This window comes from Pseudomonas sp. IT-P44 (assembly GCF_949768225.1).
In the GTDB taxonomy this organism is placed as follows: Bacteria; Pseudomonadota; Gammaproteobacteria; order Pseudomonadales; family Pseudomonadaceae; genus Aquipseudomonas; species Aquipseudomonas migulae.
The window spans coordinates 152,421-168,740 of sequence record NZ_CATKQM010000024.1; the positions used below are offsets into that span (position 1 = coordinate 152,421).

Consider the following 16,320-nt stretch of genomic DNA (forward strand, 5'->3'; position numbering starts at 1 on the left):
GCCCGGAACTTCCGGGCGCTGGGCTAGTTGAAAAACGTTTGATCCGGTTGTTTAGCCGGGTATCGATTCGCGGCTGAAGGCGTCGACTTCCTGCACCAGGCTCTGCGCTGCCATCATCACCAGAGCACGGCCTTTGTCCGGGTTGGCCAGGGACGGATCCGAACCCATGCGGCCATCCGGATGGCGTGCGCGGAAATCCAGTGCTTCGCGAATCGGCCCCCACGGCGCGATCTGCGGCGAGTACCCGGCGGTTTTGATGGAATCCGGGTAGGCCCATTGGGTCACGGCAATCTCGGACGGCGTGGCATGAATGCCGTGCCCCTCAGGAAACTGCGCCCGCGCCAACTCACCGATTCCCTCCAGATCCCACCAATTACACAACTTCAGCGCGAACCCCGCAGGGCGTCGAGCGAAGCTTGCTTCGGCGTAGAGCTCCGAGAACGCCGCTTCAATCGATGCGACGTTGCCCCCGTGGCCATTGAGGAAGAGGATTTTTTCAAACCCGTGAGCGGCCAACGAACGCACCCAGTCGCCAATGGCCGCAATGAACGTCGAAGGACGAAGTGAAATGGTCCCGGGGAATCCAAGATGGTGTTGGGCCATGCCGATGTTGAAAGTCGGCGCAATCAGGATGTCTGCCGACTTCTGCGCTTCGCACGCAATGATTTCGGGGCACATCCAGTCGGTCCCCAAAAGGCCGGTCGGACCGTGTTGTTCATTGGAGCCGATCGGGATCACGATGGTGCGGCTGCGCTCAAGGAATTTCCCGATCTCGGCCCAGGTCGATAGGTGTAAAAGCATGTGGGTTCTCTCTTTAAAAGGGTTCCTTTCGGAACACGACTGATCAAGTGGGAGGCGGTTGATCAACCCGCGCTGAATTCAGAAACCGGGCGCTCACGGGGTTGCCGTTTGGTGGCAAGGATCACGAACGCTGCACACAGGAAGACGCAGCCCACAACGACGATGCCGAGATTGGCGCTGCCGGTTGCCGTTTTTGCCCAGCCAATCACCGCAGGCCCCCAGAAGCCGCCGGAAAGACCGATGGTGTTGATCAAGGCGATGCCTCCCGCCGCCGCATCACCCTTGATGTGCTCGGAGGGCATCGCCCATAACACGGTGTAGGCCATGAACATCATGGCGGTCGCCACGGTCAGCAGAACCAGCGACGCCATCAGGTTGCCGTCGGCAAAGGGATACATGAGCAACAGGATGGCGCCAATGCCCGCAGGGACTGCGCAGTGGTAGCGTCGTTCGCCGACCCGGTCGGACCGACGCCCTATCCAGTACATGCCGCATGCCGCCGCGACATAGGGAATCGCGGCATACCAACCCAGCTGCATGGTGTCGTTGACGCCCTGGGCCTTGAGGATTGCCGGCAGCCAGAAACTCATGGCGTAGATCGAGAAGATGATGCAGAAATAGGCTGACGCGAGGATGTAGATTTTCGGGTCGCGCAACACCGCCCGGAACGAATGGGCACGCCCCGACGATGTACCGAGTTCACTCTCCAGCAGTGTCCTTTCTTCAACACTCAGCCATCGGGCCTCCGAGGGCCGGTTGGAGAGTACGAAATAGGTCAGGATGCCGAGGAACACGCAAGGCAGACCTTCAATCAAAAACATCCATTGCCAGCCGGCCAGGCCCCCAACGCCTTCGAACGTGGTGATCAGCCAGGCAGACAGCGGACCGCCGATAATGCCGCCGATGGGACCGGCAATAAACACGATCGCAATGGCCCTCGCCATGCGCTTGGGGCCGTACCAGCAAGACAGGTAATAAATCATGCCGGGGGCAAAACCGGCTTCGAATACGCCCAGTAGAAAACGCATCGCATAAAACATTGGCACGTTGCGCACAAAGAGCATGCAGGCCGATGTGATGCCCCAACACACCAGAATGCGGCTGAAGGTTTTTCGCGCCCCCACCTTCGGCAACATCAGGTTGCTCGGCAACTCAAACAGCACGTACCCCAGAAAGAAAATACCGGCGCCCGCTCCGTAGGCCGCATCGGACAGTCCGAGATCATTTTGCATCTGCAGCTTGGCGAAGCCGACGTTGATCCGGTCCAGATACGCAAAGACGTAGCAAATGAACAGGAGTGGCAACAGCCGCCAATTGAGCTTGCGGTAAAGGGCAGAAACGGCATCACTGCTTGCCGGTGTCAGTAAGGTTGACATGCGAGTCTCCAATTATTCTTGTTGGTCTGCGTTCGTGCCAAAGAATGTTGCACCGGCACCGCAGGCCCAGCAAGAGCAACTAAGTTCGTGTATCGTTGCCCTACAGGCAACACAAACTTTCTGGCGAGAGGGCTCGGGATGCGCGAGATCAACCAACAACGGCTGCGGTATTTTCATGAAGTGCTGGTCCACGGCTCGATTCGTGGCGCGGCGGACAGCATCAATACGTCGCCCTCCGTTATCACGCGCCAGATCAAGCTGCTGGAAGAGGAACTGGGCGCAAAACTGTTCGAGCGCCAGGCTCGCGGCGTGCAACCCACCGAGGCAGCGGCGCACTTGCTGGAGTTCTGGCGCGGTTATCGATCACACCAGGAGAAACTCGAAGACCAGCTTCAAGCGATCAAGGGCCTGCAACAGGGTCAGGTGCGAGTCGTCATCAGTGAGGGCTATGTCGATGCCTTGGTCGACAACGTGCTCGCCCCCTTCTGCAAACAGTACCCCAAGCTCGATGTCCGGCTGGACATTCTTCCCGTCGACGACGTACTGAACGAAGTCGCCGAAAACCGTGCGCACATCGGCCTTGCCTACAATCCTCCGCCGCATTCGCAAATCGATTACCGCGCGACGTCATCGCAGCCAGTGATGCTGCTGGTTCGCCCCGATCATCCATTGGCAGTGCGAGGGGGAACGGCAACCGTCGAGGACATACTCACCTGCCGACTGGTGCTGACGCCCCCCACCTTCGGTATCGGGCATGCGATCAAGATGCTTGAGTACGCCGAGAAAATCGAAATCCGCCCGGCACTGGTCAGCAACTCCCTCGCCGCACTCAAGCGCCTGGTGGCCTCCGGAGATTTCACCTCGTTGCTCGGCGAATTCGCTGCCTATCGGGAAATCGAACAAGGCAGCCTCGCGGCGGTACTGATCGACCATCCACTGTTTCTGGGTGTGGAGGCGAAACTGCTGGTGAAGTCCGGCCGACCGCTGGCCGCGCCGGCTCAGGAGCTGCTGAACTGGATGTTGCAGCGCTTGCCGATGTTTGGGGCGGGTGACGGAATCAGATTGGCTTCTCGGTGATCTCAGCGCTGTTTGCTGATAGGCGCAATGAAATCGCTGGAATGAAAAAAGAGGCTGATGCCTCTTTTTCTAATGCCAACCAAAAAAAACGCACAAAAAAAAGCGCCACTCATTGAGTGGCGCTTTTTCTGTATTTGGAGCGGGAAACGAGACTCGAACTCGCGACCCCGACCTTGGCAAGGTCGTGCTCTACCAACTGAGCTATTCCCGCGTCTTGGTGGTGCGCATTCTATAGAATCCAGAAGCTCCGTCAACCCCTTGATTCAAAAAAGTTTTATTTATTTTTCCACATCGGTCTTCAGATGCGGCCAGGCAGCCCGCAGGTATTGAACCATGGACCACAATGTCAGGCCCGCAGAGATCATCAGCAAGGCGTAACCCACCAGGACCCAGAACGTGAAGTCCGACGGATTGGCCAGCAGGATCACCAGCGCCAACATCTGCGCGGCGGTTTTCCATTTGCCCAGGTTCGACACGGCGACGTGAGCACGAGCGCCGAGCTCGGCCATCCACTCGCGCAGTGCCGATACCACGATCTCGCGACCGATGATCACGGCAGCCGGCAGCGTGAGCCACAAATTACCGTGTTCCTGCACCAGCAGCACCAACGCCACGGCGACCATCAGCTTGTCGGCCACCGGATCGAGGAACGCCCCGAACGGCGTACTTTGCTCCAGACGACGAGCCAGGTATCCGTCCAGCCAGTCTGTGGCAGCGGCAAACGCGAAGACCGAAGCGGACGCCAGGTAGCTCCATTGGTAAGGCAGGTAGAACAGTAAAATGAAGATCGGGATAAGCAGGACGCGTAGAACGGTAATCAGATTAGGGATATTCATCGGCACAACTGGCTACGAGGTGAGGGGGCATTCTACTCGCTGTGCAGATTTGCATAAATCAACTCTGCGAGCTTTTTACTGATCCCGGGTGCTTTGGCGATCTCTTCGATGCTGGCACGAGACAGCTCCTGCAATCCACCAAAATGTTTCAACAAATCGCGCCGACGGGTCGGACCCACCCCGGCTACACCCTCAAGCGTAGACGTACGGCGCGTTTTGCCACGACGGGCACGGTGTCCGGTAATTGCAAATCGGTGGGCTTCATCGCGGATCTGCTGGATCAAATGCAGTGCCGGAGAATCGCCACGCAAGGTAAATTCGTGGGCGGCGTCATTGAGGTACAAGGTTTCGAAGCCGGCCTTGCGCGTCGCACCCTTGGCCACGCCCAGCAGAATCAGGTCGGGCACCGCCAGTTCATTGAGCACATCGCGCGCCATGGACAACTGCCCCTTGCCGCCGTCCACCAGCAGAATGTCCGGCAACTTGCCCTCCCCGTCCTTCAGTTTGCTGAAGCGCCGGGTCAGGGCCTGGTGCATCGCGGCGTAGTCATCGCCGGGCGTGACGCCTTCAATGTTGTAGCGCCGGTAATCGGACTTGATCGGCCCTTCGGGGCCGAACACCACGCATGACGCCACGGTCGCTTCGCCGCTGGAGTGACTGATGTCGTAGCACTCGAGGCGCTGCGGTGGCTCATCCAGTTTCAGCACGTCGGCCAGGGCATCGAAACGTGCCGCAACGTGTTGGCGGTTGGCCAGGCGCGCGCCCAGAGCCTGCTCGGCATTGGTCACGGCCAATTGCTGCCAGCGTGCCCGCGTGCCACGAACCCTGTGACTGATGCTCAGCTCACGACCGCGCAGCTCTTCGATGGCCGCGATCAGGGTCGGGAAGTCTTCGTGAACCACGTTGACGATCAGCTCGCTCGGCAAGTCGCGCTCGGGGCTGCTGACGAAGTACTGACCGAGAAACGCGGCCATGACTTCGGAAACGTCTTCCTCAATGCCCACCTGCGGAAAGAAATTCTTGCTACCCAACACCCGACCACCGCGCACGCTGATCAAATGGACACAGGCACCGCCCGGATTGACGAACGCTGCGATGACGTCGACGTCACCGGTCCCGCCTTCCATGCTCTGTTGATCCTGGACCCGGCGCAGCAACGAGATCTGGTCGCGGAATTCGGCGGCACGCTCGAATTCGAGGTTGATCGCCGCCTCTTCCATGCCGGCGGACAATTCATCGGTCAGCGCATTGCTGCGCCCTTCGAGGAACATCACCGAGTGACGAACGTCCTCGGCATAAACTTCGGGCTCCACCAGCCCCACACACGGAGCCTTGCAGCGTTTGATCTGGTATTGCAGGCATGGGCGTGTGCGGTTCTTGTAGTAGCTGTCTTCGCACTGGCGAACGAAAAAGGTTTTTTGCAGCAGGCTCAGGCTTTCGCGAATCGCCCCGGCACTGGGATAAGGGCCGAAATATTTGCCCTTGGCCTTTTTCGCCCCACGATGAATGCTCAGGCGCGGGAACTGACCGTCGGAAAGAAACACGTACGGGTAGGATTTGTCGTCGCGCAGCAGAATGTTGTAGGGCGGGCGCCATTCCTTGATCAGCGTCTGCTCAAGCAGCAAGGCTTCGGTTTCGTTGGCCGTGATCGTCGTTTCGACCTGGGCGATACGCGCCACCAGCGCAGCGGTCTTGGGCGCGAGGCCGGACTTGCGGAAGTAACTTGACAGACGATTCTTGAGATTCTTGGCCTTGCCGACGTAAAGCAGGCGCGCCTCGCTGTCGAACATGCGATAGACGCCGGGGCGTCCGCTGACCGTCGACAGGAAAGCACTCGGATCGAAGGTGTCAGTCATTTTCAGAGGCTGGCATCAACCATGCCGTGACGAACTGCCAACAGCGTCAATTCGACATCGCTGCTGATCGAAAGCTTTTCGAAAATTCGGTAACGGTAGGTGTTCACGGTTTTGGGCGACAGGCACAGTTTGTCGGAAATGATCTGGACCTTCTGGCAGCCGACAATCATCAGCGCGATCTGGATTTCCCGCTCCGACAGTGCGTCGAAGGGCGAATCATTGGTCGGCTGAAAGGATTTGATCGCCAGTTGCTGGGCAATCTGCGGGCTGATGTAGCGTTGCCCGGCAAACACCAGGCGGATGGCCTGGACCATTTCCGGCAACCCGGCGCCTTTGGTCAGGTAGCCCGCGGCCCCGGCCTGCAACAAACGTGTAGGAAACGGATCTTCCTCGCACACGGTGACCGCGACGACCTTGATATCCGGATGACTGCGCAACAGTTTGCGCGTGGCTTCAAGACCGCCGATACCCGGCATCTTGACGTCCATCAGCACCACATCGGGTTTCAACTCACGCGCCTTGAGCAGGGATTCTTCCCCGGACTCAGCCTGGCCGACTACTTGCAGGCCATCGATGTCAGCCAGCATTCGTGTAATGCCTGTACGAACGAGATCATGGTCATCGACTACTAGCACCCTAATCAAGCAGACACCTCGCGATATGGTCTTATTGAGTTGCCGACACCTTAGCAAAAAGCAACTGGCAGACCTAGCGGCAAGCGTCATATAAAAAGTTTCAATACATCTTGAAAGGCTTGTCTCATGCGTGTTTCAGCGATGCGAGGCATCGATATCGCGCTGCATTCTCAGGAAACACTCGTCTTTGCCGACCACTGCCAGGCCCTTTCGCTCGTATAACGCTTTCGCCGGATTATTTTCAAAAACCGTCAGGCGCAATGCCGGGCGTCGCTCCTTGCTCGCCATTGCCAATACCTGATCGATCGCCCAGGAACCGGCGCCCTGCCCCCGGAACGCTTCGAGCACGTGTAACTCACGGATGTACAAGGCCCTTGCATCCCGACTCAGGCTTACATAACCCAGCCGTACATCATCACGGACGATCACCCAGTTTTCCCGCCCCGCCCAGGCCACATCGAAAGCCTCGTCCTGCCACAGCAGATCGTGCTGAATGTAATAGCGGAGCATGGTTTTACAGGTCAGTTCACGAGCAAAGTCGAGGTCTTGCGATGTCGCAGGACGTAATTCGAATCCCATCAGGCCTCCGCGACGGCGACGACGCGCCCCGTCCAGCTGTCAGCATTGCGGCGAGCAACGACCAGCAGATTGCCCGTGCCAGGTGCGGCAGCGATCAGCGAACCGTCCGACGCCCAGATGGCACTGCGTCCTGCCGACTCCCAGCCCCCCGTCGCACCGCCATGGTTGGCCATCAGCACCGCCATCGAATGTCTGACGGCATAGCCTTGCAACAACGCAGTATCGGGGGCGTAACCATTTTCGGTGATCAGCACGCCTGCGGCATACAGGTCGGCGCCCTGTTGCGCCGCTGCGGCCGCATGACTGGCGTGGGAAAAATCGGCGCACACCGCCAAGGCTATCGTGTCGCCGCCGATGGTCAGGGGCGAGCCGCCAGTGCCCGGCGCAAACGCTACTTCCTCGCCGGGATGCAGATGCTGCTTGCTGTAGACCCCGAGTGAACCATCGGCGCCCAGTACCAGCGCCCCAATCAACACCGGCGAATGCTCCGACAGACGAACAGGCATCCCGACTACGGTCGTTACGCCGACTTCCTGCGCAAAATCGCGCAACGGTTGCAGCACCGCATCCTCCGGAGCGATGGCCAGCTCAGCCGCCAGCCCGCGCTCGTACCCGGTCAGCGACAGTTCCGGAAACACCAGCAACTGCACGCCCTGCTCCGCCGCCACCTGCAAGAAGCGTTGATGCCACGCAATGTTGGCCGCTAGGTCTCCGGCGATGGAGATCGATTGAGCGGCGGCGATGGTCAGCGTCGTCATGGTTCGTCCTTGTGACGTTGTGTTTTTGTTTAAACGGCGAGTGTGTCACAACCGCCGACGCACTCAAGCGATAGAAAACGCCGCCAGTAACCAATAGCAATTTCTGATTGAATCCGTGTACCGGCCTCTAGTAAGCTCGGCGCATCCATCGGAGACAGACCATGTTCAACGCCCTCTCACAGCTTCGTTCCGCCAGCGCCCCGCGCTCGGTTGCGGCTGCCCGGGTGAATGTCGTTTGCGCTTCGGTCAGCTTTTACTTTGGGTATTGGTTTAGCCACTGGCGCGCCTGATACCCACACGGCGCCCACTTTAAACGGGTCGCCACCAGAGAATTCTCAACCCCCGGTCGGCCTCCCGACCGGGGGTTTTGTTTTTTCAGCCCCCACACTTTTTAGCAACAACACAGACATTTTGAGGATTCACGACATGAACTACGCCACTTATTACCGTCACGACAGTTTTACCGCCTGGCGATTTAGCAGCCTCCGCTCGGGACAGCCTGCCGCCTCCGATCGGTCACCCACAGGTGGCGAGCACACACACGCAGCCAATCCGGCCAATTGTCGAACACCCCAGTAGGGCCGAGCGCGCGGGAACGAACCCGCCGCCCGCCCAGGAAGCCTGAACATGAACTCGTCCGTCTCTGCTTTGCCGCTGTCCACCCTGAGCCCTGCCAATGAAGCGCTGACCTTGCGCCTGCCGAGCTCATTGCAACTCAAACAGCAACTGCCGCTCAGCAACGCCCTGACACGGCAAGTCGCCGCCCACCGCGATGCGGTCCGCGCGATTCTCAACGGTGAAGACTCCCGTTTGCTGGTCATCGTCGGTCCTTGCTCGATTCACGATCCGCAGTCCGCCCTCGAATACGCCAGTCACCTCGCCCGCCTCGCCGCCGACGTCAGCGATGAAATGCTGCTGGTGATGCGCGCCTACGTCGAAAAACCCCGTACCACCGTCGGTTGGAAAGGCCTGGCCTACGATCCGCACCTGGACGGCAGCGACGACATGGCCGGTGGCCTGACCCTGTCACGGGATCTGATGCGCGAAATGCTTCGACTCGGCCTGCCAATTGCCACCGAACTGCTGCAACCGATGGCCGCCGGGTACTTCGACGACCTGCTCAGTTGGGTCGCCATTGGCGCCCGCACCACTGAATCGCAGATCCACCGGGAAATGGCCAGCGGCCTGAACATGCCGGTCGGCTTCAAGAACGGCACCGATGGTGGCGTCGGTGTTGCCAGTGACGCCATGCGCTCGGCCGCTCATCCGCATCGGCATTTCGGTGTCGACAGTCAGGGGCACCCCGCGATCATCCAGACGCCCGGCAATCCTGACACTCACCTGGTATTGCGCGGCGGTCATCGCGGCCCGAACTACGACCGCAACAGCGTCGCCCAGGTGAACAGTGATTTGACCAAGCTGAAGATCCCGACCCGAATCATGGTCGATTGCAGCCACGCCAACAGCGGCAAAGACCCGCTACGTCAACCAGCGGTATTCAACGATGTGCTTGAGCAGCGTCTGCAAGGTGATCGCTCTCTGATCGGGATGATGATTGAGAGTCACCTGTTCGAGGGCTGCCAGCCGCTGAGTCCGTCGCTTCAGTACGGTGTATCGGTGACGGATGGCTGCCTGGGCTGGGATGGGACCGAGGCGTTATTGCGTTCAGCGGCGGAACAGCTGAGAACCACACGCGGCTGACAGGCAAATGACATTTCGGAGGTAGGTCATTGCAGAGCTCTGCGCTACCTCCGATTAAAGGACGTCCGGACATTCCGAAAAGAGCCTCCTGCTGATTCGAATATTCGTACATTCCCTATTCCGTTTTCACCCATTCACAGCGGCTTCTTCATACATCGCGCAAACGTCCGGGTGCTTTAGAGTGGGCCCCGGACACACTCACGAACTCCCGCGAAAAGGTATGAACATGCAACGGAATGCAAGCACCCTCCACCCCATCCTGTTGGTCCACGGCCTGTTTGGTTTCGATCGGATCGGCCCTTTCGAACTGTTCCATGACATCAAGCAAACCCTCAGGAGCGCCGGCGCCAGGGTGTTCATCCCGCACCTGTCGGCTACCCATACCAATGAAGCACGCGGTGACCAGCTTCTGGCACAGATCGAACGGGTGCTGGAAGGCACCGGTGCAGACAAGGTCAACCTGATCGGGCACAGCCAGGGAGCTCTGGCCGCCCGCTATGCCGCAGCGATAGCGCCGCAAATCGTTGCGTCGGTGACCTCGGTCAGCGGGCCCAACCATGGCTCGGAACTGGCGGATTTCCTGCGCAAGGCGCTGACGCCTGGACAGCTGCCGGAACAAGTCGCCGATACGGTGGCCACGTTGTTCGCTGACTTCCTGTCCTTGTTGAGTGGCGACCGCCACCTGCCGCAAAACGCGATCGCGGCGCTCAATGCCTTGACCACCGAAGGCGTCAGCGCGTTTAACGAGAAATACCCTCAAGGGCTGCCGAAGACCTGGGGCGGCAAAGGCAGCGAGCGGGTCAACGGCGTTCGCTACTATTCCTGGAGCGGAACCCTGCAGGGCAACTTCCTCGATGAAGGGCTCAACGCACTTGACCCACTGAATGGGTGCTCCCGTGCTTTTGCCAGGTACTTCACCATCGAGGCCGAGCAAAACGACGGCATGGTCGGCCGCTTCAGTTCTCATCTGGGCAAGGTGATCCGCTCCGACTATCCGCTGGACCACCTGGACAGCATCAGCCAGACAGTCGGCCGGGTTCGCAAAGACATCGACCCGATTGACCTGTACGTGCAACACGCCGAGCGTTTGCGCAAAGCCGGTCTGTGAACCGGACGGAACTTTGAGGAGAAATAGACTACTGAATCCGGTAGGCTGAGCACTTTACTGAACATTAGAAGGAGTATTTTTCCATGGCTAAAGCCACTGCCCGTCACATCCTGGTTGCCAGCGAAGACAAGTGCAACGAACTCAAAGCCCAAATCGAGGCTGGCGCCGATTTCGCCGAAGTTGCCAAAGCCAACTCCACTTGCCCGTCCAGCCGTCAGGGCGGTGACCTGGGTTCGTTCGGTCCGGGCCAGATGGTCAAGGAATTCGACACCGTGGTCTTCAGCGCACCGATCAACGTCGTGCAAGGCCCGGTCAAGACCCAGTTCGGCTACCACTTGCTCGAAGTGACCAGCCGTCAGGACTGATTGATTCGTCAGTGCCAGCACTGAGCGTTCCAGTACGAAGCAGTTACTAAAACGCCGCTTGTCTCCACAGACAAGCGGCGTTTTAGTAACTGCGCTTTTTTAGCATCAGACATCAGAGACTTCACCCTCCGTTTCCTTGGCAGGGGGCAATTCGTCCCTGGGCCACTCCTTATCCCAATCCGAATCCCACGACCGTCCTTCATCAAACTCATAAACAGCAATGTCGGTAATAGAGAGTTCGCGACATTCCGGCGAACCTCGACCTTCGCGAAATATACTTAGCCGTACCTCAGGAGACGTTGCCGTAATCCCACCTCCAATTGGATAAAATCCTGACTGAAACTGATAGGCCAGGTTCCACCGGTCCGCATACCGCTTGCCCTCTTCTAAACTAAGCACCACTTCCCCCTGGCGCGGCGATCCAGGAGCATAAACGCTCGCCGTAAAACAATATCGCTTGCCCACGATCAGATTGGTCAACTCCTTGAACAGGAGTTCCTTGCGGCCCACGCCATCGATTGCCTTATAGTGGAAACATGTTTTCCCTTCGACAACCTCGAAAGTAATAGCTGCCGGATCGACTTCCGGGCTCGTCAACCACCCCTCTCTACCCCCCTCTGCAAACGACGTCTTGTCCTTATAATTAGTCGCATGCCAATAACTGAAGCCAGGCTTGAAAGGTATGACGCCCTCCGGGCTTTCGTTATTGATCTCGGGATGAACGCCAAACAGAACGCTAAACTTTCGATATTTTACGAGGGCTTCATACTTAATACTATCCACGACAACTTCCACCCTGCCCGCGTCTATTTCCTTTCCGCTGAGCCCCGCTTTGAAAAGCAATCTGATTTCAGCTCTATCACCCCCTCCCTCAAAAACACCTCTAATCCAGACGAAATAATACTGCCTGACTTTGGGGTTTTCCCAAAGATCAATAACAACCGTTAACTGGTGACGCACATTAACAGCAAACAAGACATCCCCATGAGCTTCCTTAATTCGAGCAACGGGACCTGGTATAAATTCCATGACCTGACTCCTTCATCAAAATCATTCAAACGATGTACAGCCGTGACTACCGATGAAGTCACCCCGCCTTATCAGGCTCCAGCGCCTCAACCCTGTCTACTGTCACAATTGACAGGTGTGCACCACCCAGTACGTTCCGTCTCCCCTCACCACAGTCCAATGTGGTTTACTGGCCGATAATCTCGCAGCCTCACCTACCACGACCCGTCATCGAGACTTACGCCCCAAGGCCGACAATGCGCTTGTTTTTTTCTTCACTGTTGTGCATGACCCTGACTGTGTTGTCAGGTGTTTCAACCGCAACCGCCGCGCCTCAACACGCGCTGACCGTCTACGGCGAACCGCCCAAGTACCCGGCCGGCTTCAGTCATTTTGCCTACACCAATCCGCAAGCGCCCAAGGGCGGTACGATGCGTCGCTCGGCGATCGAGATCGGGCATTTCGACCATGTCCTGCCTTATATAGACAAAGGCATCGGCGTGACGCAGATCGACGGTTTGATCTATTCGCCGCTGGCCCAGCGTTCGCAGGACGAGCCTTACACCGTGTACGGTCTGGTGGCGCAGAAGATGGAGCGTTCGGATGACGGGTTATCGCTGCGTTTCTACCTCAACCCCAAGGCTCGCTTCGCCGACGGCAAGCCGATCACCGCCGAAGACGTGCGATACACCTTCGACCTGCTGATGACCCAGGGCAGCCTGCGTTATCGCACCCAGTTCGCCGACGTCAAAGGCGTCGAGGTGGAATCCCCGCTGACGGTGCGTTTCGACTTCAAAAGCAACGAAAACCGCACCCTGCCCCTCGACATCGCAACCTTGCCGGTGTTTCCCGAGCACTGGTGGAAAACCCGCGACTTCGCCAGCGGTGGTGGTTACGAGCCGCCACTGGGCAGCGGCCCGTACAGGGTGGGCAAGGTCGACTCCGGGCGCAGCATCACCTTCGAACGCAATCCGGACTGGTGGGGCAAGGACCTGCCGGTCAGCCGTGGGCTGTACAACTTCGATCACTTCAGCATCGAGTACTTCGGTGATACCGATGTCGCGCGTCAAGTGCTGCGCGGTGGCGCCTACGACTACAACCGCGAATTCTCCGCCACCGCCTACTCCATCGGTTACGAAAGCCCGGCCCTCAGCGACGGTCGCCTGCAAAAGGCGCACCTGGCCAGAGAAGCGCCGCAATCGGCCCAGGGCTTTGTGTTCAATCTGCAGAACCCGATGTTCCAGGACCGCCGTGTCCGCCAGGCGCTGGTGATGCTGTGGGATTTCGAATGGAGCAACCGGCAGATGATGCGCGATATGTATATCCGCCAGCAGAGCTTCTTCTCCAACTCCGCCCTCGCCGCCCGCAGCCTGCCGGATGCCGCCGAACTGGCGATTCTCGAACCGCTGCGCGGGCAGATCCCCGACGAGGTGTTCACCAAAGTCTTCGAAGCGCCGAAAACCGACGGCAGTGGCGTGATCCGTGACAAACAACTGCAAGCACTGGATTTGCTCGGACAGGCCGGCTGGAAGCCCGATGGCGATCAATTGGTGAATGCCGAGGGCCAGCCGCTGAGTTTTACCTTCCTGGTCAGTCAGAACGGGATGGACCGTTTGCTGCTGCCTTACAAGCGCACGCTGAAGCAGATCGGCATCGACCTGAACATCCGCCGCATCGACTCCTCCCAATACGTCAATCGCCTGATGTCCCGGGATTACGACATGATCGTCACCGGCTACCCGGTCACCACGTCGCCCGGCAACGAGTTGAATAACTATTTTGGTTCGGCAGCGGCCAACGATCCGGGCTCCAACAACTACATGGTGTTGAAGAACCCGGCGGTCGATACGCTGGTCAACGGCCTGGTCCGCGCCACCACCCAGGCCGATATGTTGCGCTACGCCCATGCCCTCGACCGGGTGCTGCAATGGAACTATTACTGGATTCCCAACTACTACCCGCCGGGCAGCTCGACCGTGTGGTGGAACCGTTTCGGCATTCCCAGCGTGCAAGCAGCCAATGACGAAGCCATCGAGAGCTGGTGGGAAGTGAGCACCACGCCGCTGACCAACCAACAGATGACCGCCGAACTGATCAAGCGCGGCAAACCCGGAGGGCCGCACTGATGTGGGCTTATATTCTGCGGCGCCTGCTGCTGATCATTCCGACCCTGGTGATCATTCTACTGGTCAACTTTGTCATCGTTCAGGCCGCACCGGGCGGCCCGGTCGAACAAGCGATCGCGCACTTGCAAGGTATCGGCGGCGCCAGCGTCGGCGGTGGCTCCGGCGAGGTCATGAGCGGCAGTTCGCGAGCCAGTCGCGGCCTCGACCCGCAACTGATCAAGGAGATCGAAAAGCAATACGGCTTCGACAAACCGGCCCATGAGCGCCTGTGGCTGATGCTCACCAGTTACGCGCGACTGGACTTCGGCAAAAGCTTTTTCCGCGGCGCCACGGTCACCGACCTGATCCTCGAAAAAATGCCGGTGACCATTTCCCTCGGGCTCTGGGCCACGCTGATCACCTATCTGGTGTCGATCCCGCTGGGCATTCGCAAAGCCGTGCACCACGGCAGCCAATTCGATATCTGGAGCAGCACCGCGATCATCATTGGCTACGCGATGCCGGCGTTCCTGTTTGCGATGTTCCTGATCGTGGTGTTCGCCGGCGGCACATCGCTGAACTGGTTTCCGGTGCGCGGCCTGGTCTCGGACAATTTCGATTCCCTGTCCACCGTGGGCAAGATCGCCGACTATTTCTGGCACCTGGTATTGCCGGTCACGGCGCTGGTCATCGGTGGGTTTGCCACATTGACCATCCTGACCAAAAACTCCTTCCTCAATGAAATCACCCGCCAGTACGTGGTCACGGCGCGCGCCAAAGGTATGAGCGAACGTCGCGTGCTTTACGGCCACGTGTTCCGTAACGCCATGCTGCTGGTGGTGTCGGGCATTCCCCAGGCGTTCATCAGCGTATTTTTCGCCGGCTCGTTGCTGATCGAGGTGATCTTCTCCCTCGATGGCCTGGGCCGCATGAGTTATGAAGCCGCGGTGTCGCGGGATTATCCGGTGGTGTTCGGTTCGCTGTTCATCTTCACGCTGTTCGGCCTCCTGATAAAACTCGTCGGCGATCTGTGCTACACGCTGGTCGACCCGCGTATCGACTTCGCCGCGAGGAATGCCTGATGCTCAAGCTTTCGCCGTTGGCGCGCCGTCGTTTCGACCGATTCAAGAAAAACCGCCGTGGCTGGTGGTCGCTGTGGCTATTTGTCGGCCTGTTTTTGCTGACCCTCGGTGGTGAGCTGATCGCCAACGACAAACCGCTGGTGGTCAGTTATCAGGGCTCGTTGTACTTCCCGGCCTTCAAGCGCTACACCGAGCAGGCGTTCGGCGGGCAACTGCCGTTCCAGGCGGATTACCGCAGTGACTATGTACAGAAGCTGGTCAAAAAGGACGGCGGCTGGCTGCTGTTTCCGCCGATCCCGTTCAGCGACGACACGCCCAACTACGACCTGAACAAACCGGCACCGAGTCCACCGTCGAATGTGAATTGGCTGGGCACCGACGACCAGGCTCGCGACGTGCTGGCACGGGTGATTTTCGGCGCGCGGGTGTCGATTCTGTTTGCACTGATGCTGACCTTTGTCAGCGCACTGATCGGCATCGCCGCCGGCGCGCTGCAAGGCTATTACGGCGGCTGGGTCGACCTGATCGGCCAGCGTTTGCAGGAAGTCTGGTCGGGTCTGCCGGTGCTGTACCTGCTGATCATTCTGTCGGGGTTTGTCGAGCCGAATTTCTGGTGGCTGCTGGGGATCATGGCGTTGTTTTCCTGGCTGGCGCTGGTGGACGTGGTGCGTGCCGAGTTCCTGCGCGGACGCAACCTCGAATACGTCAAGGCTGCGCGGGCACTGGGCCTGACCGACCGCAAAGTCATCGTGCGGCACATCCTGCCCAACGCGATGAACGCGACGCTGAGCTACCTGCCGTTCATTTTGACCGGGGCCATTTCGACGCTCACCGCGCTGGACTTCCTCGGTTTCGGCATGCCGGCCGGCAGTGCCTCGCTGGGCGAGTTGATCGGCCAGGGCAAGCAAAACCTGCAAGCGCCGTGGCTGGGGCTGACCGCGTTTTTCACCCTGGCATTGATCCTGTCTTTACTGGTGTTTATCGGCGAGGCGTTGCGAGATGCCTTTGACCCTCGATCCTGACGCGGACTGTT

15 protein-coding genes and 1 tRNA gene are annotated in these 16,320 nt (G+C 58.9%); 7 read left to right on the plus strand and 9 right to left on the minus strand.

Features of this window, described 5'->3' with window-relative positions; translation table 11 throughout:
- Positions 1-51: 51 nt before the first annotated feature.
- Together ACM6IO_RS14275 and ACM6IO_RS14280 are read right to left on the minus strand one after the other, a co-directional pair.
- The gene (locus tag ACM6IO_RS14275; protein ID WP_414911705.1) at positions 52-801 is read right to left on the minus strand and encodes a creatininase family protein; all 750 of its coding nucleotides are present in this window, start codon (positions 799-801) and stop codon (positions 52-54) included.
- A 62-nt stretch (positions 802-863) separates the two neighbouring features.
- The gene (locus ACM6IO_RS14280) at positions 864-2,177 is read right to left on the minus strand and encodes an MFS transporter (RefSeq protein WP_008037095.1); all 1,314 of its coding nucleotides are present in this window, start codon (positions 2,175-2,177) and stop codon (positions 864-866) included.
- A gap of 138 nt (positions 2,178-2,315) precedes the next feature.
- Between ACM6IO_RS14280 and ACM6IO_RS14285 the strand changes: the two genes are divergently transcribed.
- The gene (locus ACM6IO_RS14285; protein ID WP_207284433.1) at positions 2,316-3,254 is read left to right on the plus strand and encodes a LysR family transcriptional regulator; all 939 of its coding nucleotides are present in this window, start codon (positions 2,316-2,318) and stop codon (positions 3,252-3,254) included.
- Between the two features lie 135 nt (positions 3,255-3,389).
- Here ACM6IO_RS14285 and ACM6IO_RS14290 read toward each other — a convergent pair.
- The 6 genes from ACM6IO_RS14290 to ACM6IO_RS14315 all read right to left on the minus strand — a co-directional run bounded on the left by ACM6IO_RS14290 (position 3,390) and on the right by ACM6IO_RS14315 (position 7,918).
- Positions 3,390-3,465, minus strand: a tRNA-Gly gene (locus tag ACM6IO_RS14290).
- 67 nt (positions 3,466-3,532) lie between these two features.
- Positions 3,533-4,090, minus strand: coding sequence for a CDP-diacylglycerol--glycerol-3-phosphate 3-phosphatidyltransferase (gene pgsA / locus ACM6IO_RS14295; protein ID WP_008029556.1), 558 nt, complete (start codon positions 4,088-4,090; stop codon positions 3,533-3,535).
- 32 nt (positions 4,091-4,122) lie between these two features.
- Positions 4,123-5,946: an excinuclease ABC subunit UvrC gene (gene uvrC, locus ACM6IO_RS14300; RefSeq protein ID WP_008037102.1), complete on the minus strand. Its 1,824-nt coding sequence runs from the start codon at positions 5,944-5,946 to the stop codon at positions 4,123-4,125.
- Positions 5,947-5,948: 2 nt separating this feature from the next.
- The gene (uvrY, locus tag ACM6IO_RS14305) at positions 5,949-6,590 is read right to left on the minus strand and encodes a UvrY/SirA/GacA family response regulator transcription factor (RefSeq protein WP_008015884.1); all 642 of its coding nucleotides are present in this window, start codon (positions 6,588-6,590) and stop codon (positions 5,949-5,951) included.
- Between the two features lie 126 nt (positions 6,591-6,716).
- Positions 6,717-7,160, minus strand: coding sequence for a GNAT family N-acetyltransferase (locus tag ACM6IO_RS14310; RefSeq protein ID WP_414911706.1), 444 nt, complete (start codon positions 7,158-7,160; stop codon positions 6,717-6,719).
- On the minus strand, positions 7,160-7,918 hold the full coding sequence (locus ACM6IO_RS14315) for a carbon-nitrogen hydrolase family protein (protein WP_414911707.1): 759 nt from the start codon (positions 7,916-7,918) through the stop codon (positions 7,160-7,162). Before ACM6IO_RS14315 ends, ACM6IO_RS14310 begins: the two co-directional genes overlap by 1 nt.
- A 627-nt stretch (positions 7,919-8,545) precedes the next feature.
- On the opposite strand from ACM6IO_RS14315, the gene ACM6IO_RS14320 reads away from it, so the two are divergent.
- From ACM6IO_RS14320 to ACM6IO_RS14330, 3 genes are all read left to right on the plus strand, one after another.
- A complete protein-coding gene (locus ACM6IO_RS14320) occupies positions 8,546-9,619 on the plus strand; it encodes a 3-deoxy-7-phosphoheptulonate synthase (RefSeq protein WP_414911708.1) in 1,074 nt (357 codons plus the stop codon).
- 226 nt (positions 9,620-9,845) lie between these two features.
- A complete protein-coding gene (locus tag ACM6IO_RS14325; protein ID WP_414911709.1) occupies positions 9,846-10,727 on the plus strand; it encodes an esterase/lipase family protein in 882 nt (293 codons plus the stop codon).
- Between the two features lie 83 nt (positions 10,728-10,810).
- Positions 10,811-11,092, plus strand: coding sequence for a peptidylprolyl isomerase (locus ACM6IO_RS14330; protein WP_008029538.1), 282 nt, complete (start codon positions 10,811-10,813; stop codon positions 11,090-11,092).
- A 105-nt stretch (positions 11,093-11,197) separates the two neighbouring features.
- Here the strand turns inward: ACM6IO_RS14330 and ACM6IO_RS14335 are convergent, their stop codons facing one another.
- Positions 11,198-12,121: a hypothetical protein gene (locus ACM6IO_RS14335; RefSeq protein WP_414911710.1), complete on the minus strand. Its 924-nt coding sequence runs from the start codon at positions 12,119-12,121 to the stop codon at positions 11,198-11,200.
- A gap of 236 nt (positions 12,122-12,357) precedes the next feature.
- Here ACM6IO_RS14335 and ACM6IO_RS14340 point away from each other — a divergent pair, with 236 nt between their 5' ends.
- From ACM6IO_RS14340 to ACM6IO_RS14350, 3 genes are read left to right on the plus strand one after another with little or no spacing between them, the layout of a single operon-like run.
- Entirely contained in the window at positions 12,358-14,226 is a 1,869-nt protein-coding gene (locus ACM6IO_RS14340; protein WP_414911711.1) for an extracellular solute-binding protein, read from the plus strand.
- A complete protein-coding gene (locus tag ACM6IO_RS14345) occupies positions 14,226-15,287 on the plus strand; it encodes a microcin C ABC transporter permease YejB (RefSeq protein WP_008029533.1) in 1,062 nt (353 codons plus the stop codon). Before ACM6IO_RS14340 ends, ACM6IO_RS14345 begins: the two co-directional genes overlap by 1 nt.
- Positions 15,287-16,309 carry an ABC transporter permease gene (locus ACM6IO_RS14350; RefSeq protein ID WP_414911712.1) on the plus strand — a complete coding sequence of 341 codons (1,023 nt, stop codon included), beginning with the start codon at positions 15,287-15,289 and terminating at the stop codon, positions 16,307-16,309. Before ACM6IO_RS14345 ends, ACM6IO_RS14350 begins: the two co-directional genes overlap by 1 nt.
- Positions 16,310-16,320: the final 11 nt, after the last annotated feature.